Source organism: Leeia speluncae, from assembly GCF_020564625.1.
Taxonomy (GTDB): domain Bacteria; phylum Pseudomonadota; class Gammaproteobacteria; order Burkholderiales; family Leeiaceae; genus Leeia; species Leeia speluncae.
Window position 1 is genome coordinate 17,267 of sequence record NZ_JAJBZT010000001.1, and the last position, 22,570, is coordinate 39,836.

Genomic DNA, 22,570 nt, shown 5'->3' on the forward strand with positions numbered 1-22,570 from the left:
AATGACTAATCAGTCAATACTGATTACGGTTGGGGAAATAAAAGCAAGTAATGTGCCTAATGAATATACGTTGCCAACATCCGCGCCAGCCTTATAAGCGCGTTAAACGCGAAGCCTAATCGTTAGCATGTTTATTCGGAAAAACGAATGTTTACGGTTTTGTGCGGTCGGAAAGACGAATGCAAAGATTGAAAAAAGCCCAGTTTTCCGACGGGGATGTCGGTACAACTGGGCTTTTTAGAGGCTATTTAAACAGGATTAGAGTTTGTACTGTGCAAGAATTTCCATCTGCTTGTTGGCAAGCAAGTCGAGTTCATTTGCATTGCTTGCTGTTTGTGTTGCAGAGGTGGTTGCTTCTTCCGTCATTTGAGCAATTCGTTCAATTTGAACGGCAATGTTGGTGCTTGCAGCACTTTGCTCACGGATGGCATCGGCAATATCTCCAACCATCGTGCTGGTTTCTACAGATGCATGTCCAATATCTTCGATGGCACGATCTGCACTATCTGCACGATTCACGCTATTACCTACTAACTTCACAGCCGCTTCCATTTGTTGGGTAGCTTGCTGTGTTTTTATGCGCATAGATTCAATCGTACTTGCGATTTCTTGCGTGGATGTGGCCGTTCTTTCGGCCAACTTACGTACTTCATCCGCTACCACCGCAAATCCACGGCCTTGTTCGCCTGCTCGTGCTGCTTCAATGGCTGCGTTTAACGCTAGCAGGTTAGTTTGTTCGGCAACCTCTTTAATGACTGCAACAACCGATCCAATTTGCGCGCCTTGTGTTTCCAATTCTTTAATCGTGCCAGAGGTTTGGCTAACGGTTGAAGAAATTGTTCGGATATCAGTAATCGTATCAGAAATTGTTTTTGAGCCTTCTTTAGCTAGTTTGCCGGAGTTTTGCGCAAGAGAAAGTGCTTCTTCTGATCTTTCTGCGACATGATTAATGCTGACGGTTACTTCTTCAATGGTGGCAGCAACATTCGCTGCCGCATCGCTTTGTGTCATCGCTGTTTGTGATAACAAACTAGCTGTAGAAGTCATTTGTTTTGCATTCTCTGCGACTTGGCTGGCACCTGTTTGAATTGCTTTTAGGTTAGATTGCAAACGCTCGAGTAATGCATTAAATGCCTTGATTGTTTCGCTGACTTCATCTTTGCCAGAGGCTGGCGCCCGCTTGGTAAAGTCTAGGTTCTGGCTAACGGTATTTACGGTTTCACGGATATGGTTTAACCCTTTAGAAATTGTTCTAAACAATTGGAAACCAAAACCAAGGGTAATAATGGCGGCACCAATCACTACTGCCAAAGTTATGAACAGCCCCGTGTGGTAAGTAGTACCTGCTTTTTCTTTTTGATCTGCAGCTAGCTTTTTATTGTAATCAACGTGTTTACGAAGCGCTTCTGATAAATTATTGCCACTTTGTAATCCTTCTTTGGCAATAATTTGTTTTGCATCATCAAACATCCCTTCTTGGGATTTTTTGATAATTTTGGCGATGGTTACTTTGTAGGCTGATACCGCATTGCGATCGGCGATTAATAGTTTTTTGTCTTCATCATTTGAGACAAGGTTTTTTTCGTAACCGGCTAGAATTTCATCTAACTGTTTAAAGTTATCTTCCAGTTCTTTTTCGAGTTTGGTTTGAACTGCGGTGTCCATCTCCATGACGTGACGCAGCACAATCGTTCTGGCATTGAAGAAGTTAGCATTCGCTTTGTCTAATGCCTCATAACTTGGCAAGGTGTTGTCTAAGATGTAAGCAACATTGGCATTCGTCGTTTGAAGGCCAATCACTCCTGAACCACCGACAAAAATAAGCGAAATTAATGCGATCGCTAGAGTAATGATGATGCGCTTGGCAATGCTCATACAACGGATCCCCTTAGTGGTTATGTGCCGACTTATACAGGCTACACCTGCTAAATCTTTATTTTCAATGGTCCGACTGGTGAAACTGGAAAAAAATATTGATACTTTTTTTCTTCAAGGGACTAGCTTTTAGGGCTGGGTGTTCGCTAGTTAGTAACTCGAAAATAGGAGCAGGACCCCACACAACTTAATTTATATAAGCACACATGTGTGGGTATTCGCAAGGCAATAACGATAGGGGGTTTACAAGGAGGCTATTGTAAATTTTCGTCAGGAATCTTTAAAAAATGGACAGAAATGACGAAAGAATGCAAGTTTTGTCAGAAAAATTCTATTCTTTTCATTTGCTTAAGTGGATTCGATGGCGCGAATACCTTTTAACGATTGAAAGCCTACTTCACGAATAATATTCATAAAATCTTGTACATACGCTTGTTCGCCAAAGCTTTGCCAAGTTGCAGCGTAGAGGTTTCGCCACAACCCTTGTTCACCAATACGTTTGGCTAATACGTAGCCTCTGTCAACATAAGGTTGCACACTCCAGTTTGGTAGCGCAGCTAAACCACGCCGACTAGCGACTAGCTGTAAGATCGCAACGGTAGATTCGGTCGTTCTTCGGTTGGCAGATAACCCGGCTGGTTTTAACACCTGTTGGATGAGGTCAATTAACGCTTCTGGAACGGCGTAGGTAATCAATGTATCGTTCGCAAAATCATCTGCATTTAGTTGCGTGGTGCCAGCTAGCGCATGACGTCTACCGACTAAGCCCACAATTTCAAAACTAAACAGCGGGTAATAGACGATGCCTGTTTTGGCTGGGGTTTCTGTGACGATGGCGACATCTGCTTTTTCATCACTAAGTAAGTTAACGGGGTCTGTATGAAAACCAGACAAAATATCTAGCTCTACTTCTGGCCAATGATCACGTAGTTTATCCATCGCAGGCATTAGCCAATCGAAACAGGTATGGCATTCCACCGCAATACGTAAGTCACCAGCATTACCACTTTTTAGCCTGGCTAGGTCACGTTCGGCAATGGCGGTTTCTGATAGCAGCACATTCGCCAACTGTAATAGCCGTTTACCAGCAACCGTCAGCTTGAGTGGTTGGCTTTTTCTCTCGAATAACCGTAAGCCATAATATTCTTCTAACGCCAGAATTTGGTGCGAAAGGGCTGATTGCGTTAAAAATAGACGCTTAGCCGCAGCAGATAGCGTGCCGGTTTCCGAGAGCGTTTGAATAAGGCGAAGATGTTTTATCTCGAGCATGTCTACAATGAGTGATTAGAATTTGTACTGATTATATCAATATATATGCATAGTTCTAATCATCAGACAGCGTATGTGGTTTTTACCCAGTTAGCGATGGTTGTGGCAACGAGTTCCCAATTATGTTCGAGCATCATGGCATGCCCCATTTCATTAAAGATAATCGGACTTACGCCAAACCGTTCTGCCGTTTCTTTTACTTCATTCTGCGTAAACAAGGCATCTTCACTGGTGCCCATTACTAAGGCGGGGATGTGCGCTAGGCTTGGTTTATTAATCCATCCTGATAAAGATAAATCCCATAATGCACGAGTAGATTCTGGTTGGAACATAGGGATATAGCTATGTAAGACCTCATCAGGCAGATGGTTAGTAAACAATCCTTTTCTTAAAACGGCTAGATTTTCTGCATCTAGTACGCCCCATTGAAGCTGCAATAGTTGCCACCACACATCTGGTTGTTGACCAATGACACGGACACTCGATGCGGCTAGCCCACTAGGTGGCACTGACGCCATTAAAATCGCACCCGGTAGAGTCAATTGTGACAGTACATCTTGCACGACTGCGCCGCCAAGCGAATGACCGGCAAGAATTGGCGCCGAGGGTAAGTGCTTAACTACTGTGAGTACTGCATCGCGGTAATCTTCAATCGATAAAAAGGGGAGTGGTAATGGTGATTTGCTTTGTCCATGCGCAGGCAAACTCACCGCGTAACTCTCGATACCCTGTTTAGCTAGCCATGGCATCAAATAAGTCTGCCAGCAACTAGCAGAACAATACGCACCATGCACAAATAAAATGGGAGGGAGATGACTATCTGCAGATTGGGCAGGTTGATGAAGCACTTCCAGATCAGCAATATTCACGGTTTCCCTTTCTAAGGTAATTTTCTTTATCTGAAGTAGACTGATAGCAATCTCGACATTACAGACGAAAGACGCTTACCTTAGCAAGGGTGAGAGTCAATTATGGGTGAATACCCCATTCATTTTTTACGATTTCTAACATTGAACGCATGATGAGTTCATCACGATGATCAACGTGGGTCACAAAAGATAAATGCGCTGTAATGGCGTGAGGGTGCCAAATTTTTAGTAAGCCATCGGCTTCTGCTTTCACTGCAACTTCATGGCGAAGCAACGAAATACCTGCGCCAGCAGTGACTGTCGCGATAATACTAGACTCATGATCGACCTCAATGTTCTTGTGTGGCGATAAATTGTGCTGGCGGAAAAATTCCTGTTGAATTTTTTCATAGCCAGTAAAAGGGCCACCAGCTACCCAAGGCACCTTATCAGATGAATCTAGATCTAAGCCGTCTAATTCCGCTTCCCAATTAGGTGGGGCAATCACAGAGAAATCTAGTTCACTTAATCTCAACGCAAAAACGTTGCTATAGGGGTTGTTGCCCAGATAAAAGCCGCAATCTAATTCCTTTTTACGTACATTATTGAGTACATGTCCGGAAGCTTGATGACAGGTTTGTAGTTCAAGTAACGGGAAACGTTCTTTTACACCTTTGAACAATCCACCAATCCGCATAAGAACCGGATCTAAAATTGTACCGATGGTTAGCTTGCCCAAGACTTCCATCTTTAATTGCAAAGCTTTGCCTCGCATATCTCTTGCCATGCCGAGGACACGCTCAGCATCTTTGACTAACTCTTGACCAGCAGGGGTGAGTACAACACCGTTAGGCGTACGTGAAAATAGCGGGACAGCTAGCTCTTCTTCAAGCGCCTTAATTTGAGCAGTTACTGCCGGTTGGGATAAATGTAGTGCCTCAGAAGCTTTTGTTAGGTGGCCATGGTGAGCAACCGCAACAAAAGTACGTAACTGATAGAGTTCCACTTCTACAACTCCTTAATCCAGAGAAGATCCTAGCGAATGTCTGGTAGAAAGTAATCATCATTGGGTAAATGATTAATGGGGTAAGCCGGTTGATGGATATACCAACCTAAACCAGATCAAGCCCGTTTTATACATCACAACTTTTCTAATGATTATTGTCATGAATAAACGAGAGATTGCCAGAGTACGTTTGCTGTTTAAGCAATCGACGAATGATGAGCGGCAACCACATTCTGTAGGTAATTTATAGTTATAGCTTATTAGAATAGCAAGTTTGTAGTCTGAAAGACATCAATTCGCTTGATTATTTAAATCATTTAACGTTATTTGCCCAAAAGATAGTCGGGTATTATTGATTTTAAATAATAATAGCAATATATATTAAAGAATATAAACAGCACCTATAGCTGTGTTTGCCACCAGTATGCAAACAATTGGAGACACGTAATGACAGCCCCCAGCTTGCTAGCAGAGCTTGCGAGAGACCTGCAGCAACACGCCCCATTTGATGCCATGCCTGATGAAGATATTCATTGGCTGATTCAGCGCCTAGGTGTCCGCTATTTTCCTGTTGGCAGCATTATTTTATCTGCAGGCTCTGTTCCTGATGGTCTTTTTATTGTCAGAAGAGGAACGGTAAAGTCTGAAGATACAGCGCGTAATGCCGCATTGCATGCATTAGTACATGGTGAATTATTTCCGCTCGGGGCATTGTTAGGACAAAGGCCAACGTTAAGCACATTCCGAGCCGAAACCGATTGCTTTTGTTATTACCTTGCCGCGCCTGATTTTCATGAGCTACGTGCCAAGTCTCAGCGTTTTCAGGATTTTTGTACCAGAAGAATTGCCCATTTGCTCGATTTATCTCGGCAACGACTTCAAACGACCTACGCTAGTCACGTTGTCAGACAAACGCTAGATATCCCACTAAAAGAAGTGGCTCACCCGCCAATTACCTGCCTCCCACATGCTTCATTAAGAGAAGTCTTAATTACCTTAAGGCAAAAGCGGATTGGCTCAATGGTTGTGGTGGATGCGGCTGGTGCTGCAAAGGGAATCTTTACCTTAAATGATTTATTGCGCATCACGATTGATGGTGTAGATCTGGATACAGCCATTTCCAATCACATGTCGACTAAACTAGTGCATCTACCTTCTTGGCACCGAGCATTTGATGCTGCAGTGACAATGGCAAAACATGGGATTCACCATTTATTAGTGATTGATGATGCTCAGTTGACTGGCGTTGTATCTGAAAAAGATCTTTTTGGTTTACAACGTGTCAGTCTAAATCAGCTAGCTGAAACGATTGCACATGCAGATGCAGTGGATGATTTCGAGCAAATTCAGCAAGATTTAAATACCTTACAACAAAATATGTTGGCGCAAGGGGTAACTGCAGGGCAGTTAGCTAGGGGGATGGTGGCACTAACGGATCCATTGGTTCGCAGAATACTACACATCACCAAGCCAGAAGACATCCATGACGATATTGGGTTTGTATGGTTGTTAGGTGATGAGCATGGACGTCAAGAAGTATCCGTTGGGACGGCACCCGCGTTATTTCTAGTATTGAACGATACTCGCCAAGAAAAATTGTTGATGGCCTGGGTTGACCATCTATCAGAATATTTAGCGGCTGTCGGCTGGTCAAATTCGCAGATACAGCTAATGAAATTAGACGCAGTACTACAAACGATACCGACAGATGCCCGCTGGATTATGGGTAATGTTGATATAGCAAGACAGATTCAAGCACAGTCCTCGGTATTGCTACTTGAGCAAGCACCACAGATTCTCTCTACGCTATCAACGCAAAGTAATGAACTGAATATTGCAGAATCAGCGATTCATCCAAAGTTAATCCAACAAGGATTGGAAGTCTTCATTTATATCAGCCGGATACTTGCTGCACTAGAAAACGTCAGTGCGACAAATACCGTAGAGCGCTTGAGTGCGGTGGGTGAGCTGCTACGTTGGCCAACAGAAACTGTATCTGCTTGGTGCGAGGCTTTCCAATTTCTTTGGCTGCTACCTTTGTCTAATCCTCGTTCAGAAGAGGGGCGTGACGAGGTGATTGGTTTAAATGATTTAGATGTACGGATTCTAAAAGAAGCACTTAGACAGGCCAGAAAACTATTAGAGTTTGCGACGAAGCGAATGCAACTTGAAAGTGGCCTATGTCTTTAATCTCTCTCTTTAAAAGAAAAGACAAGCAGGCGTCATCATTAACTGAAGAGCAGGCTTCTCGTCTTTCTTCATTAATAGCGATGCATGCGATCAAAGACTTCCCGACAGATTGGCGCCAGCAGGCATGGGTATCTACAGATTTAGAAACCTCTGGCTTAGATGTAAAGCATGATCGGGTGCTTTCGATTGGTTCGGTTGCCGGTGTGGGTGGGCGTGTCTCTCCAGATGCTAGTTTCGAGGCGATTCTGAGGCAAGAAGAAGCTAGTAGTCATAGCAATATTCTGATTCACGGCATCAGTGGAACGCAGCAAGAAAATGGCGAAGACCCAATTGAGGCACTGCTTAATTTTTTAGCTTTCAGCCAATCAAAATTTCATCTAGGTTTTCATGCGGAATTTGATCGCTTGATGTTACAAAACGCCTGCAAGCGAATATTGGGTATCCAGTTAGATCAGGTCTGGCTAGATTTGGCATGGCTTGCCCCTGCCGTTTACCCTGAGCATGCTAAACACTGTAAATCGCTTGATGATTGGTTGACCGTATTTGGCATCGATGTGTTTGTTCGGCATCATGCTATCGCAGATGCATGGGCAACGAGTTTGCTTTGGCTGGCCTTGCAACCTAGATTGCCGGCAGATTGTTTGACGGGAAATGATGTGCTGCAGTTAGCCAATAAACAAAGAGCACTCGCTCGTTACTATATGTCTTAACTCGTTCTAATTGTACTTAGTTTGTTTGTAAGCGAAGTATAAATTTCGCTTGCTAAGCACCTCTTGCTTTGGTTGTTTTCTGTACGGGTAAAAAACTTTTTTCGATGGTGTTAGCTTGCTAATTATTTTTTAAAATTAGAAAAATGGTTTGTAAGTCATTGAAAAACAATAAATAAATGCTGTTGCATTGCAATATCAGCCAAACAGATAATCAACATCATTTTTTGCAATTAGCATTTTCTTTCCCTTTCCCCACACAATGAAAACACAAAAGCACCAATGTGTTTTTTTCTGAAAAGATTTTATTTAAACCAACATTAATTTGTTATCAAAGGAGGGCTGCAGCAAGTAGCAATAATAACTTTAATTACTTTTCATTCTGTGCTGGATTAGATAGTTAAACAAACTAAATACTCGCCAAAAATGGCATCTATCTAAAACAAATCGGACGATCAGACAGCTGCATTGATTAGGAGGAGACACCTAACATGACTACTGCATACAATTGGGCTGCGATCCAAGCAGATCCACGCTTTCAAGCTTTACACGCCAAAAAAAGTCGCTTCCTGTGGACTTTATTGATTATTTCTATTGTTTATTACGTTTTACTGCCAATTGGCGCTGCCTATTTCCAAGATATTTTCAAAATCCAGGTATGGGGTCCATTAAATGTTGGGCTGACATTTGCCTTGAGTGAATTTATTGTGGCTTGGGGAATTGCAATTATCTATTCGCGTCGTGCGAATAACGAGTTTGATGTGTTAGCTCGTGAAATTGTAGAACAAGCTCACACCATGGGGAGTCGCTAATGAATAAGCTAGCAAAATCATTACTATTAGCCGGAGCCTCTTTACCTGTTTTCGCACATGCTGAAGGTGCGGTTCCTGAAAAATTCCGTTGGTTAACGTTTCTTGTGTTTGGCGCAATTATTGCGCTGACCATGTTTGTTACTTACCTTGCTTCAAAGAAAGTAAAGTCTGCATCTGACTTCTACACTGCTGGTGGTGGCATTTCTGGTCTGCAAAACGGTTGGGCGATTGCGGGCGATTATTTGTCTGCCGCTTCCTTCCTGGGGATTGCTGGCTTAATCTCTTTATACGGCTACGATGGCTTCATGTATTCCGTTGGTTTCTTGGTGGCCTATATTGTGGTGCTCTTAGTGATTGCAGAGCCTTGCCGTAATATTGGTAAATACACCTTGGCTGACATCTTGGCCTACCGTAACGATCCAAAGAAAACCCGTATCTTCGGCGCGTTGTCTGTGATTACCGTGTCTACTTTCTACCTAACAGCACAAATGGTGGGTGGTGGTGTATTGGTAAAAACACTGGTCGGTATTGACTACGAAGTATCTGTGATCGTAGTGGGTATGTTGATGCTGGGTTATGTGTTGTTCGGTGGTATGGTGGCAACCACTTACGTTCAGATCATCAAAGCTATCTTGCTGGTTACCGCTTCTATCATCCTTGTGATGTTAGTGTGGGCGCCATACGGCTTCTCTGTACCTGGATTCTTAAGCGCTGTGATTGGTGACGTCAAAGTACAAGCCCAAGTGGCTAAAGTGCTAGGTGATAGCGCAGACAACATGACTGCTGCACAGCTTGGTCAACGCTTCCTAGAACCTGGTTTGTACTTGAAAGATCCTCTCGACCAAATCTCATTAGGGATGGCGCTAGTATTCGGTACTGCTGGATTGCCACACATCTTAATGCGCTTCTTCACTGTACCAACTGCACAAGCAGCGCGTACATCTGTGATCTGGGCGATGGGCATCATCGGTGGTTTCTATGTACTAACCATCTTCTTGGGTATGGGCGCAGCTACACAAGTTGGCGCAGGCGAGATCGCCTTTGTTGACAAGGGCGGTAACATGGCTGCTCCACTACTAGCTCAGTATCTAGGTGGTGGCGCGGACTCTATGCTAGGTAACTTCATGCTAGCCGTCGTGGCTGCGGTGGCATTCGCAACGATCGTTGCTGTGGTTGCCGGTCTAGTGTTGGCTTCTGCGTCTGCAATGGCTCACGATCTGTATGTTGGTGTGATTCGCCGTAACTCTACTGTTACACCAGAAGAACAAATCAAAGCAGCTCGTATCGCCACACTGTTTGTTGGTGCAATCTCGATCATTATCGGTATCGCTGCCAAAGGACAAAACGTTGCTCACTTAGTTGGTTTGGCATTCTGCGTGGCCGCTTCGGCTAACCTACCTTGCATCTTACTCACTCTATATTGGAAAAAAGCCAATACAGGTGGTGTGATGGCCGGTATGGTGATTGGTACATTATCAGCGATTGCCTTGGTACTGATTTCTCCAAACATGACTTATCCAAAACTGAAATTGGCAGATGCACATAAAGTATTGGAAGGTGATCAAAAACGAGTGAAAGAACTGCAAGAGAAGTTGGCAGCAGCTACTTCTCCTGAAGATCAAGCAAAACTTCAGAAGAAGATTGCAGATGCTTCTATCGGTGCCCCTGCGAAACTAGAAGCAGCTAAAACTGCGCTAGCCACCATGACAGATCCTGTAGAGAAAGCAAAACAGGCGAAGAAAATTGCTGGCCTAGAGAAGAGTATCAAAGCAGCGAATGATGACCTGAAAAAGTTTGAAGGTCAGACAACTAGCATGGTTGGTCTAGAAGAGCCGCTAATCAAGATGAAAAACCCTGGTCTAATTTCTATTCCGCTAGGTTTCTTGGCTGTTATTTTGGGTTCTCTCTTCTACCGTGATGAGAAAGCTGAAGCAATGTGGGATGAAGTGTACGTACGCCAGAATACCGGTATCGGCGCATCAAAAGCTCACCAGCACTAATCAGAAGTAAACAGTAAGAAGGATTGCCCCAAAAGGGCAATCCTCCTCGAAAGAGGTGCTACAGACGAACATGGAGTAGGTTAGTTTGTAGAGGAAATAAGCACTATTCCAGTGTTAGTAATAAATAGTATGAATACAACAAAGTGACGAGAAATGGTTTCTCAGTCACAAAATATCCACCGGATAGTGAACAACATTATAAGTCGTAAGGAGACACTGAACATGAGCGGTATTGATTCCATCCTGACTGAAACACGCGTATTCCCTCCATCTGATGAATTCCGCATCAATGCCAATATTTCTGGCATGGATGCTTACAACACCCTATGTGAACAAGCGGCTTCAGACTATGAAGGTTTCTGGGGTAAACAAGCAAAAGAAAACATTACTTGGTTCAAACCATTTACCAAGGTATTAAACGAAAGCAATGCACCATTTTATAAGTGGTTTGAAGATGGCGAACTAAACGTTTCATACAACTGTATTGATCGCCACTTGCCATTACTGGCTAACAAATTAGCGATCATCTTTGAATCAGATAACGGTACTGTTACCCGTATTACTTACATGGAACTGTATCGCCGAGTGTGTCAGTTCGCTAACGGTCTTAAATCCATGGGGATCACCCGTGGTGACCGAGTTGTGATTTACATGCCAATGAGTATTGAAGCGGTTGTAGCAATGCAAGCATGTGCTCGTATTGGCGCAATCCACTCTGTTGTGTTTGGTGGTTTCTCAGGTAAGAGCTTGCAAGAGCGTATTATCGATGCAAAAGCACGTGTCGTTGTTACTGCAAACGAAGGTGTTCGTGGTGGTAAATTAGTTCCTCTAAAATCTGTCGTAGATGAGGCGCTAGATGGTGGCGGTTGCGAGTGTGTAGAGCGCGTGATTGTATTTAAACGCGCAGTTCACGAAGATGCACCTTGGACCATTGGTCGCGACGTATGGTGGCACGATTTCATCAAAGGTAAGCCAGAGCATTGCGAGCCAACACCTGTTAATGCAGAAGACCCTCTATTTATTCTTTACACCTCTGGTTCCACTGGTAAACCAAAAGGTGTACAGCACAGCAGTGCGGGTTATTTACTCGGTGCAATCAATACAATGCGCTGGACTTTCGACTACAAACCATCGGATATCTTCTGGTGTACCGCAGATGTGGGTTGGATTACCGGCCACACCTATGTTGGTTATGGTCCATTAGCCGTAGGCGCCACACAGGTGATTTTTGAAGGGGTTCCAACTTACCCAGATGCGGGTCGCTTCTGGAAGATGATTGAACAGCACCGCGTGTCAGTGTTCTACACTGCACCAACGGCGATTCGCTCATTGATTAAACTAGGTGCGGATATCCCTGAACAGTACGATCTATCTAGCTTACGTCTACTAGGGACGGTGGGTGAGCCAATTAACCCAGAAGCATGGATGTGGTACTACGAAAAAGTTGGTGGTGGTCGTTGTCCAATTGCGGATACTTGGTGGCAAACAGAAACTGGTAGCCATATGCTGGCACCAATGCCTGGTGCAGTGCCAACTAAACCTGGTTCTTGCACATTACCACTGCCAGGTATTATGGCGGATATTGTGGATGAAGCTGGCTTCCCTGTGGAAGCAGGTAAGGGTGGCTTCCTTGTCATTAAACGCCCATTCCCATCTCAAGTTCGTACATTGTGGAATGATCCAGAGCGCTTTAAAAAGTCTTACTTCCCAGAAGAGTACAACAACAAGTACTACTTAGCAGGGGACTCTGCTCACCGTGATGAGCAAGGTTACTTCTGGATCATGGGCCGGATTGATGATGTACTAAACGTATCTGGTCACCGCTTAGGCACTATGGAAATTGAATCTGCACTGGTTGCAAACCCATTAGTGGCGGAAGCAGCCGTTGTTGGTAAGCCGCACGAAATTAAGGGTGAATCTGTTGTTGCCTTTGTGGTGCTCAAAGGACCACGTCCAAGCGGAGAAGAGGCGAAGAAAATTACTGCCAACTTACGTGAATGGGTAGGTAGTGAAATCGGCGCTTTGGCGAAGCCTGATGAAATTCGTTATGGCGATAACTTGCCAAAAACACGCTCAGGTAAAATTATGCGTCGTTTACTTCGTGCAGTCGCTAAAGGTGAAGAAATCACTCAAGATATTTCTACACTAGAAAACCCAACTATCTTGAAGCAATTGCAAGAAACGCTATAACGCTAGGTAATTACTAGATATATGGGGCAAGGGGTAACTAACCACTACCGCTTGTATATAGACACAAAAGCCGGAACCGTTTATCCGGCTTTTGTGTTTTTTTATTTCTATTTCATAAAAACTGTCTAAACTGAACGGTAGCTGAATCTGTTTTTCCTTCTATCTATCACTTGGAACTTTGCTCAAAAATAGTGCATCAAAGCGTAGCAGTACTTTTTTTGTTGTAAATGAAGATGAAAATAGGCTTTGGGGAACCCCAAACGACTAACTCGTGAAAAAGGTAAGTCTATGGAACAGAATGAACTACTAGACATTGTCACTACCCGTTTACCTGCGCATTGTCATCAGGAGCTAGATTTCGATCTAGATAAATACGGGCGTTTAGGTTGTTGGTTTTATAAATGTTTTATCACGACGAGCTTTGAACCAATTGCCAAAGCGGATGGTTCTGGACTAGTAGGCGTGTCTGCGCGGTTAGATATCCGATTGTTGAACGGAATCGGTATTCCCTATAAAAGTTTTGTATCCATGCTCCGCTCCGAAGTCGCGCAAATTAAGCTAGATTATATTGGTCGATTACTTCATACCATTAATCATGTGATGAGTGAATATGCTCATCTTCCGCTGCATCTTCCGGTCATACCCTCTCAGGAAACTTTGTTAAAAAGACGTCATGAAGCCGATTTCTTGGGGCTGATAAAGTCTTTAAACATGCCGCTTGATCAATATGTGATAGAAATTCCTATTCTAAGTAACACACAGCAGCGCCTTGCCTCTATCGCCACTCGACGCTATAAAAAGCAAGGCTTACAAGTTGCCGTCATGATTAAGCATCGATTCCGTGCCGATGATGCCGGCTGGGGAAACGTTAAGCCTGATATCGTGAAATATCGTTTATCCTTTATGGAAAGAAAACCAGAATGGGTAAACGTCCTAAACGAATGGGCAAATCGATACTTAATTCCGGTCTATCTCAGAGTTAATAATTTGCCGGTAGGATTTCCATTTGTAGATACCCGGATAGATGCCATCCAAACGCCTGATCACTTAGCAGGACAAATGCTTTAACTTAACTGTGCGCTAGATGACATTGCCACTCAAATTGTTGAGTTAATTGCAAAAACTCCCCATTGATGGGGGCTTGGATCATGACCTTTTGCTGAGTAATTGGATGCGTTAAGCTGAGTTCAGTGCAAGCCAATAGCAATCTACCGCATTGAAAGTGCTGCTTAAAGTAGCGGTTATGAACGCCTTTTCCATGATTAGCATCACCAATAATTGGATGGGCGATGTGTTTTAAGTGGCGCCGAATTTGATGGCGCCGACCTGTTTCTGGTTTTAGGCGAACTAGGGCATATCGACTTGTCGGATACTTATCAATCATTACTGGTAACGTAATTGTTGCCAATGTCTTAAAGTGAGTTATAGCAGGTTGAGGCAACAACTCTGCTCGTTCATCATGAAACTCATTGTCGTCGACTTGTCTTGATAGGGCATAGTCGATCGTTCCTTCTACAGGTGGGTGTCCCCTAACAACGGCAAGATACGTTTTATCCACTAACTGTAACTCGAACTGCTTATATAGATCTTTTGCTGTTTCAGGCTGTAAAGCAAATAGCAATACTCCCGACGTTGCTCTATCTAGCCGGTGGGCAGGGTAGACATGACAACCTATCTGATCTCTAAGCATTTGTACGGCAAATTGCGTTTCATGCCGATCAATCATACTTCGATGAACGAGTAGTCCTGACGGTTTGTTAATTGCCACTAGATACTCATCCTGATACAGGATATCTAATGGTCCTTCAAAGGGCGGATTGTCTGAACGCATATTGTGATTGTGTTTACACGAATAATTAAGTTTTAGCACAAGCAAAAACAAAAGGCCATGCAGCTTCGCATGGCCTTTTAGAGTTATCTAGGCTGGATTATTCAAAGAACTCTTTGACTTTATCCATCCAGGATTTTGCACGTGGATTATGTTTGGCAGTATCGCCTTCGCCAATTTGCTCAAACTCACGTAACAGTTCTTTTTGACGGTCGGTTAAGTTAACCGGTGTCTCAACGACAACATGGCATAGTAAATCACCATGGCTACTGCTACGTACGCCTTTAATGCCTTTGCCACGTAAGCGATAAATCTTGCCAGATTGTGTTTCAGCCGTGATTTTGATTTTCGCTTTTCCGTCTAGTGTAGGAATATCAATTTCACCGCCAAGCGCCGCCGTAGCAAAGCTAATTGGCATTTCACAGTGCAAATCATTACCTTCACGCTGGAATACCGTATGTTGTTTTAGATGGATAACAACATATAAGTCCCCTGGTGGACCACCATTTTGGCCATGTTCACCTTCGCCAGATAGACGAATACGATCGCCTTCATCTACACCAGCTGGAATTTTAACGCTGAGTGTCTTGTGCTTTTTCACTCGACCGACACCGCTACAATCTCGGCATGGGTCAGAAACTACTTTGCCAGAACCATGACACGCTGGGCAAGTTTGCTGGATGGAGAAGAATCCTTGCTGCATTCTTACCTGTCCATGGCCACCACATGTTGTACATGTTTTTGGCTGCGTGCCAGGCTTTGCTCCTGTACCATGGCACGTATCACATTCGTCCATGCTTGGAATGCGAATCTGTTTTTCGCAACCACGAGCAGCTTCTTCTAGAGAGATCTCCATGTTGTAGCGAAGATCACTACCACGATATGGGCCGTTCCTACTGCGCCCACCGCCAAAGATGTCACCAAAAATATCGCCAAAGGCATCGGCAAAACCACCAAAACCAGCACCGCCACCGCCCATGCCTGCCTGAGGATCTACTCCGGCATGACCATACTGATCATAGGCCTGACGTTTTTGCGCATCAGACAAAATTTCATAAGCTTCTTTTGCTTCTTTAAACTTGTCTTCAGCTTCTTTGCTATCCGGATTTCGGTCCGGATGGTACTTCATCGCTAATTTGCGATAAGCTTTTTTAATTTCGTCGTCCCCTGCGTCACGATTAACGCCGAGAATTTCATAAAAATCACGTTTGGACATAACTTAAACCACCCAAAACAAAAAATAACTATCGATAGACTTACTGCGAAAGCGCAGGTTTGCCCATGGATTTCAAAAAGCGGAAATGTGCAGCAATCGCTGAACGTACAGAAGGGAAGCATAGATAAGGAACGGAAAACTCCTCACATGTTTCTTTCACAATTCTTCTGATTTCAGGGTAATGCACATGACTAATCTTATGGAATAGATGGTGCTCAACTTGGAAATTCAAGCCTCCCATATAAAAAGAGGCTAGCTTATTGGTTGGCGCAAAATCAGCAGTTGTCTTTACCTGATGCACTGCCCATTCATTTTCCATTTTGCCGCTGTCAGCTGCTGGGGTTGGGAACGATGCACCCTCTACGGTATGGGCTAGCTGAAACACCAATGATAATGTCAGCCCAAATAGCAAATGGATGCCAACAAAGAATAGCAACACTTTCCAGACAGGATGAAACAGCATCGGCAATACTAACGCGTAACCAACATAGGCGCATTTTGCAAATAAGAAATATGGAATCTCCCAACCTTTTCTAGGTTGTAATGGGGTATCACCAATCTTGTTAGTAATGATCTTTTGCCAATCACTATAGAAAGCCAAATATAGCGTCAGTAAGCTGTATAACACTGGTGCATACCAATGTTGGAAACGATGCCAAGGCTTTAGCGGCTGCTCTGGTGAAAGACGCATGAGCGATCCAATCGCGATATCGTCGTCTTTACCTTCGATATTTGTATAGGTATGGTGAAGCATGTTGTGTTTTTGTTTCCACAACATTTGGCTACTGCCAATAAAGTCCATGCTGGCGCCTGCCAGCCAGTTTGGCCATGATTTACGCGAGTAACTACCATGCGCACCGTCGTGCATCACGTTGAACGCGACCATCACAAAACCTTGGACAACACCAAACGCTGCTAACATGCCAGCCCACCAAGACTCCACACCAAAAACAAGGGTGAGATAGCTGCCAATTAGCAACGCATAAGAAAATAGCGTTTTGAAATAAAGAAAGGCATTGCCAGTCTGTTTGATCTCTCGCTCATGGAAATACGCATCTACCCGTGCTTTTAGCGTATTAAAAAATACACCTCTAGGCGGGAAAATAATGCGGGTTGAACGATGTTCACTCACAGGAATCCTTTCTGGCTGATTAAACGGCCTACGAGTGTGGTTTATCTATTGCACCCTACAAACACAAACAACAAGGGAGCCCTTGTTGTTTGTGCGAGGTCTATTAATTAGCCTTCCATTTCTTCTGTAACCACATTGCTGCATCGAAAAAACGGAAGGTGCATTAATTACTTCTTGTCTTTTACTTCTTCGAATTCAGCGTCAACTACATCGCCTTCAACGGTTTTTTCGCCACCAGCAGCAGGCTGCTCTGCACCGCCTTCAGCTTGCGCTTGGGCGTACATCATTTCACCTAGTTTTTGGCTTGCTTGTGCCAATGCTTCAGCTTTTGCGTCGATATCGGCTTTGTCATCACCTTTTAGTGATTCTTCGGTTGCTTTGATTGCTTCTTCAACCTTTGCCTTTTCATCTGCCGCTAGTTTATCACCATAATCAGCAAGTGATTTTTTCACAGAGTGCAATAGGCCTTCTGCTTGGTTACGCGCTTGTACTAGTTCTTGCAGTTTTTTATCTTCTTCTGCATTTGCTTCTGCATCACGGATCATTGCTTCAATTTCAGCATCAGACAAACCTGAGTTTGCTTTGATGGTGATCTTGTTTTCTTTACCGGTTGCTTTGTCTTTAGCAGACACGTGCAAGATACCGTTTGCGTCGATATCAAAAATCACTTCAATTTGTGGTGTGCCACGTTGTGCAGGTGGGATACCTTCCAAGTTGAACTGACCTAAGCTCTTGTTTGCACTTGCTTTTTCACGTTCACCTTGTAGAACATGAATGGTCACCGCGTTTTGGTTGTCTTCTGCTGTAGAGAATACTTGGCTAGCCTTAGTAGGGATAGTCGTATTTTTCTGAATCAACTTGGTCATGATGCCACCAAGTGTTTCGATACCTAGTGATAGTGGGGTAACGTCTAGCAATAGCACGTCTTTCACATCACCCTTCATCACGCCACCTTGAATCGCTGCACCTACTGCAACCGCTTCATCAGGGTTCACGTCACGACGTGGTTCTTTACCAAAGAATTCTTTTACTTTCTCTTGCACTTTTGGCATACGAGTCTGGCCACCAACCAAGATCACATCTTCAATGTCGGTAACTTTTAGACCTGCATCTTTAATTGCGATAGAGCAAGGAGAAATCGTGCGTTCGATCAAGTCTTCAACTAGTGCTTCAAACTTTGCACGAGTCACTTTCATTGCCAAGTGTTTTGGTCCAGTTGCATCCATTGTGATGTATGGCAAGTTGATTTCAGTCTGCTGGCTAGAAGATAGTTCAATCTTCGCTTTTTCAGCAGCTTCTTTCAAACGTTGAAGTGCCATTACGTCATTTTTGAGGTCGATACCTTGTTCTTTTTTGAACTCGGTTACCAAGTAGTCGATTAGACGTTGGTCGAAATCTTCACCACCTAGGAACGTGTCACCGTTTGTGGACAACACTTCGAACTGGTGTTCGCCATCTAGCTCTGCAATTTCAATAATAGAAATATCGAAAGTACCACCGCCCAAGTCAAAGACAGCAACCTTACGATCGCCTTCTTTCTTGTCCATGCCAAATGCTAGTGCAGCAGCGGTTGGTTCGTTGATGATACGTTTAACTTCAAGACCTGCGATACGACCAGCGTCTTTAGTCGCTTGACGTTGGCTGTCATTAAAGTATGCAGGAACAGTAATCACGGCTTCTGTTACTTCTTCGCCAAGGTAGTCTTCGGCGGTTTTTTTCATTTTGCGTAGCACTTCCGCAGAGATTTGCGGAGGAGCCATTTTTTTGTCTTTTACTTCAACCCATGCATCACCGTTTTCAGCTTTTACAATGCTGTAAGGCATCAAGTCGATGTCTTTTTGCACTTCTTTTTCTTCAAAACGACGACCAATTAGGCGCTTGACCGCAAATAGTGTATTACGTGGGTTGGTAACTGCTTGACGTTTAGCTGGTGCGCCAACCAAGATTTCATCATCAGAATAACCGATGATAGATGGTGTTGTGCGTGCGCCTTCTGCGTTTTCAATCACTTTTGGCTGGCCGTTTTCCATCACTGCTACGCAGGAGTTGGTGGTACCCAAGTCAATACCGATGATTTTTCCCATTTTGGAATCCTTCTTGAATCTGTTCGCTAATTTGTTGTTTTGTTTGTGATTTCTCTCACAAACTTTGTCCTTGTAATCAAGATTGGGTGCTTTTGTTTCATTTCAAGCCCCTTTTTACTACAAGGTTATTAAATTTATTTATGGTGCTTTTGAAACGACAACCAATGCAGGGCGAATAACGCGATCTGCTAGGGTATAGCCTTTTTGCATCACATCAATCACGGTGTTTGGTTCTTTGTCCGCAACAGGAACAACTGTCATTGCTTGATGCTTATGCGGATCCAGCTTCTCTCCGACCGGATTAATTTCACGAACGGCAAATTTTTCAAATGCGCCTGAAAGTTGTTTCAAGGTAAGGTCTACACCCGCCTTGATATTTTCAATGCTGCTATTGTCTTTTAGCGCCATTTCTAATGAGTCTTTTACAGCGAGTAGTTCGCTCGCAAATTTCTCAACCGCAAATTTACGTGCTTTATCCACTTCATCTTGCGCACGACGGCGAGCATTATCACTCTCTGCTTTAGCATATAAAACGTCTTGGCGTGCTTTTTCTAGCTCTTCCAATGCGCTTGCCAATTGGCTTTCAATGCTTGGTGTTTCTGTTGCAGTTGCTTCTGCCGTTGGTGTTTCCACCGTTTGATTCTCTTGTTGTGCGTCGTTTGACATACAGCCTCCTTAAAAACCTTACCCTCCATATGGAGATCGGATTGCTGATTTCAAGTGGTTAGCGTGAAAATTTCGACTTGATCGATGTGAAAAAGAAAAGCCACTCTTTTTGAAGAAAAAGAATGGCGCTTTTCATTTGGCTTACTTGGTGGTTTTTGGGCAACTACCTTTTAATTTCCAATTGCTACCTACTTGTTGTAGTACTAAACGTACTTTCGTTTTGTCGTAGTCGCAACTCCAGAGTATCTCGGCTTCGGAATTCGATTTCCATGAAAAAGGCCAATTTCTGGATGTGTCATTCTCTCCATAAACAGGTTGCCCAGGAATTTCATCTGGTAAGCTCCAAAGCATTTTTCCTGTTTTAAGATCCACAATCCCTGCTGTACCATATCCTTCAATCAGATTTACCCAAAGTGCTTTATCTAAGCCTGGTGATAATTTGAATGGGCCACCTAAGGTGATCTCTTTCCCTGATTCAAAAAGTATTTTGGACTGACTTTCTTCATATAACCAGACAGTTAGTGCATGTGCTTTAATTTCTGGCAAATAGTCTTCGTAGGCGTAAGAGATTGCATCATCTCCTTCTGATAGGTTGTTTTTATAGACCTTTTTTCCCTTACTAAGGGGAATTTCAAGCTTAGTACCATTTCGCTTAAAAGTAGACAGCCCAGCTTTTGTAAGACAAGGTTCATGTGCGTCATATTTTGCTTTGTCACATTGCTGATGAATTTTCCCCATTTGCGCAGCGTCAGGGAGGGGCGCAGCAAACACCGTGCTTGATGAGCAAACAAGTAAAGCCAATAGTTTCTTCATTTTTCGTTCTCTATCCATTACTGGCGCAAATTTTACCATCCATCATCCACTTGCCATTTTGTTTTAGGAATCGCGTATTGACGGTTTTCTCTCCCGTACACATCCAAGTGAATTGTAAGCTACCATCTTTTAGCCATTGACCACGGTCAGTATAGGTTGGCATTTTGTTATGTAACGGAGACTGCCAAATTAATTGTAGCGTGTTTAAGTCATAGATTTTGACACTAGGATTGGCTTCAATATTGATTGAGTATCCTAATTCTTTTGTCGGGCTTAGATGAAATGAGCTGGTTTCAATTTTCTTGCCATTGTCAGACAAGAGTACGTTATAGCTTTCTCCTGGGGTCTGTACATTGATGATGTGAAAATGATGGGAAGGGACATATTCTCTGTAACTGTAGAATGTACCATCGTCATTACTTTCGCCTTCATCTTTGAAGGTGAATGCTTTTCCGTTTGTCGTATAGACAACGAGATCATGTCCCTTATTTTTTCTCTCAAAGACATTTACGCCTTGCTTTTTCAGACACATTTCTGAATCGTTCGCTTTTTCACATGCCTTAACAATTTTATCTGCTGTTGTTTGATCCGCAGGGAAAGGGGATGTTGGCGCGGCAGAAAATGCGGTAGTGCTGAAGAGAAGAGCCGAAATAGTGAGTGTTTTTTTCATGTTGAAATCTGTCGTACTTAATTAGAGGTTGATCAATGAAAGCTTTGCCTAGAGATGGACAAATAGAAAGCACGCTTTTTCCATCGCTAGTTGGGTAAATAATAAAATGAATAATGCATATTATATTGCATTTGTCATTTTATGACATGATCAATTTTTAGATGGTTTTATACGAGAGAGATATCAGTGATGATAAGTTGATCTTGTTGGTAGATCCAGCGGATATTTAAATCCATCAGATGGATGCCATACGTTTTGTTTAATTCTTGTGATTTGGCTTGATAGGCTGGGCGAGGATCGTAACCCAAGGCCGCGGTTATCACCGCGCTGAGTTGTGGCCTCGTTTCTTGATACTGGGAAAGCTGAATTGCCGCCTCTGGAGTGTATTGAATATGCGCTTGAACAGGTGGGGCATCTACATAGCCACTTTGCGCATGTGGTAGCGAGTCTGCAAACGTGATGTATGGTTTGATATCGTAGACTGGTGTGCCATCCATCAAGTCGGCTCCACTGATTGTTAGTACGACACCATTCTGAAGGTCGATCGATTCAAGTTTGACGACGGATAATCCGATTGGATTCGGTCGATGGGTGCTTCTACTTGCGAAGACACCAACTCGCTTGTTTCCGCCCAAACGGGGAGGGCGAACCGTTGGATGCCAGCCTCGATCAGACGTTGCATGGAAACCAAAAATTAACCACAAGTGAGAAAATCCACTGAGGGACTGTACAGTTTCGGGCTGGTTAAAAGGTGGATGTAGCGTTAAGGTACTGAAGATATCTTTGGCGAGCCCTGACTGCCTTGGGATGCCAAATTTTTCTTTAAAAGGGGAGTGTACAACCCCCACTGGCGTGAGCGTCAATGAGGGTTGTTGATACATTAGGCGTACCAGGCGTCCGATAGTGCCTCAACAGATACTTCTGTTAATTCTGAGCGTGCTTTTAACCATGCTTCTACCGCAGCACGTTGTTCTTCGCTGACAGAACCCTGTCTTGCATCTAGCATGATGTAGCCTTCTAAACGCAAATCACCCGCTTCTGCTTCAAACCCACCGCCAAATACCAGTTGGTTGCTTTCAATGGCATTTGTTAGAAAGTCATCCAGTAAAACGGCTAGTTGCTGTTCTGTTAAGTCTTTTTGGCAGACCGTAGTGACACCAAAGCCAAACTCTTGGAATTCACCAAGGTGCAGTTTTTTACGTTGGCGGGCATTGTATTTACTTAAACGTGGCATGTTTTTCTTTCAAATTCTAATGGGGAGGAA

General features: G+C 43.6%; 19 protein-coding genes. 6 read left to right on the top strand and 13 right to left on the bottom strand.

What is annotated here, in order from left to right:
- Positions 1-258 precede the first annotated feature (258 nt).
- From LIN78_RS00070 to LIN78_RS00085, 4 genes are all read right to left on the bottom strand, one after another.
- The gene (locus LIN78_RS00070; protein WP_227177297.1) at positions 259-1,875 is read right to left on the bottom strand and encodes a methyl-accepting chemotaxis protein; all 1,617 of its coding nucleotides are present in this window, start codon (positions 1,873-1,875) and stop codon (positions 259-261) included.
- A 348-nt stretch (positions 1,876-2,223) separates the two neighbouring features.
- Entirely contained in the window at positions 2,224-3,144 is a 921-nt protein-coding gene (locus LIN78_RS00075; RefSeq protein WP_227177298.1) for a LysR family transcriptional regulator, read from the bottom strand.
- A gap of 62 nt (positions 3,145-3,206) precedes the next feature.
- Positions 3,207-4,013 carry an alpha/beta hydrolase gene (locus tag LIN78_RS00080; protein WP_227177299.1) on the bottom strand — a complete coding sequence of 269 codons (807 nt, stop codon included), beginning with the start codon at positions 4,011-4,013 and terminating at the stop codon, positions 3,207-3,209.
- 100 nt (positions 4,014-4,113) lie between these two features.
- Positions 4,114-4,998: a LysR family transcriptional regulator gene (locus tag LIN78_RS00085; protein ID WP_227177300.1), complete on the bottom strand. Its 885-nt coding sequence runs from the start codon at positions 4,996-4,998 to the stop codon at positions 4,114-4,116.
- A gap of 447 nt (positions 4,999-5,445) precedes the next feature.
- Here LIN78_RS00085 and LIN78_RS00090 point away from each other — a divergent pair, with 447 nt between their 5' ends.
- From LIN78_RS00090 to LIN78_RS00115, 6 genes are all read left to right on the top strand, one after another.
- Complete coding sequence (locus LIN78_RS00090; RefSeq protein WP_227177301.1) at positions 5,446-7,188, top strand: CBS domain-containing protein; 1,743 nt, start codon at positions 5,446-5,448, stop codon at positions 7,186-7,188.
- Positions 7,179-7,898: a 3'-5' exonuclease gene (locus LIN78_RS00095; protein ID WP_227177302.1), complete on the top strand. Its 720-nt coding sequence runs from the start codon at positions 7,179-7,181 to the stop codon at positions 7,896-7,898. The genes LIN78_RS00090 and LIN78_RS00095 overlap by 10 nt, the downstream gene beginning before the upstream one ends.
- 488 nt (positions 7,899-8,386) lie before the next feature.
- Entirely contained in the window at positions 8,387-8,707 is a 321-nt protein-coding gene (locus tag LIN78_RS00100; protein ID WP_227177303.1) for a DUF485 domain-containing protein, read from the top strand.
- On the top strand, positions 8,707-10,707 hold the full coding sequence (locus LIN78_RS00105) for a sodium/solute symporter (protein ID WP_227177304.1): 2,001 nt from the start codon (positions 8,707-8,709) through the stop codon (positions 10,705-10,707). Before LIN78_RS00100 ends, LIN78_RS00105 begins: the two co-directional genes overlap by 1 nt.
- Positions 10,708-10,929: 222 nt before the next feature.
- Positions 10,930-12,897, top strand: a complete 1,968-nt coding sequence (gene acs / locus LIN78_RS00110; protein ID WP_227177305.1) for an acetate--CoA ligase — start codon at positions 10,930-10,932, stop codon at positions 12,895-12,897.
- A 288-nt stretch (positions 12,898-13,185) separates the two neighbouring features.
- The gene (locus tag LIN78_RS00115; RefSeq protein ID WP_227177306.1) at positions 13,186-13,965 is read left to right on the top strand and encodes a hypothetical protein; all 780 of its coding nucleotides are present in this window, start codon (positions 13,186-13,188) and stop codon (positions 13,963-13,965) included.
- Between the two features lies 1 nt (position 13,966).
- On the opposite strand, the gene truC is transcribed toward LIN78_RS00115, so the two are convergent.
- The 9 genes from truC to LIN78_RS00160 form a co-directional block, all read right to left on the bottom strand.
- Positions 13,967-14,728 carry a tRNA pseudouridine(65) synthase TruC gene (truC, locus tag LIN78_RS00120; protein WP_227177307.1) on the bottom strand — a complete coding sequence of 254 codons (762 nt, stop codon included), beginning with the start codon at positions 14,726-14,728 and terminating at the stop codon, positions 13,967-13,969.
- A 97-nt stretch (positions 14,729-14,825) separates the two neighbouring features.
- Positions 14,826-15,941 carry a molecular chaperone DnaJ gene (gene dnaJ / locus LIN78_RS00125; protein WP_227177308.1) on the bottom strand — a complete coding sequence of 372 codons (1,116 nt, stop codon included), beginning with the start codon at positions 15,939-15,941 and terminating at the stop codon, positions 14,826-14,828.
- A 40-nt stretch (positions 15,942-15,981) separates the two neighbouring features.
- A complete protein-coding gene (locus LIN78_RS00130) occupies positions 15,982-17,073 on the bottom strand; it encodes a fatty acid desaturase family protein (RefSeq protein WP_227177309.1) in 1,092 nt (363 codons plus the stop codon).
- Positions 17,074-17,240: 167 nt separating this feature from the next.
- Entirely contained in the window at positions 17,241-19,157 is a 1,917-nt protein-coding gene (dnaK, locus tag LIN78_RS00135) for a molecular chaperone DnaK (RefSeq protein ID WP_227177310.1), read from the bottom strand.
- 138 nt (positions 19,158-19,295) lie between these two features.
- On the bottom strand, positions 19,296-19,823 hold the full coding sequence (gene grpE, locus LIN78_RS00140; protein WP_227177311.1) for a nucleotide exchange factor GrpE: 528 nt from the start codon (positions 19,821-19,823) through the stop codon (positions 19,296-19,298).
- Between the two features lie 141 nt (positions 19,824-19,964).
- Positions 19,965-20,675 carry a hypothetical protein gene (locus LIN78_RS00145; protein WP_227177312.1) on the bottom strand — a complete coding sequence of 237 codons (711 nt, stop codon included), beginning with the start codon at positions 20,673-20,675 and terminating at the stop codon, positions 19,965-19,967.
- Positions 20,647-21,306 carry a hypothetical protein gene (locus tag LIN78_RS00150; RefSeq protein WP_227177313.1) on the bottom strand — a complete coding sequence of 220 codons (660 nt, stop codon included), beginning with the start codon at positions 21,304-21,306 and terminating at the stop codon, positions 20,647-20,649. Before LIN78_RS00150 ends, LIN78_RS00145 begins: the two co-directional genes overlap by 29 nt.
- 167 nt (positions 21,307-21,473) lie before the next feature.
- A complete protein-coding gene (tsaA, locus tag LIN78_RS00155) occupies positions 21,474-22,187 on the bottom strand; it encodes a tRNA (N6-threonylcarbamoyladenosine(37)-N6)-methyltransferase TrmO (protein ID WP_227177314.1) in 714 nt (237 codons plus the stop codon).
- Entirely contained in the window at positions 22,187-22,540 is a 354-nt protein-coding gene (locus LIN78_RS00160) for a YggL 50S ribosome-binding family protein (RefSeq protein ID WP_227177315.1), read from the bottom strand. Before LIN78_RS00160 ends, tsaA begins: the two co-directional genes overlap by 1 nt.
- Positions 22,541-22,570: the final 30 nt, after the last annotated feature.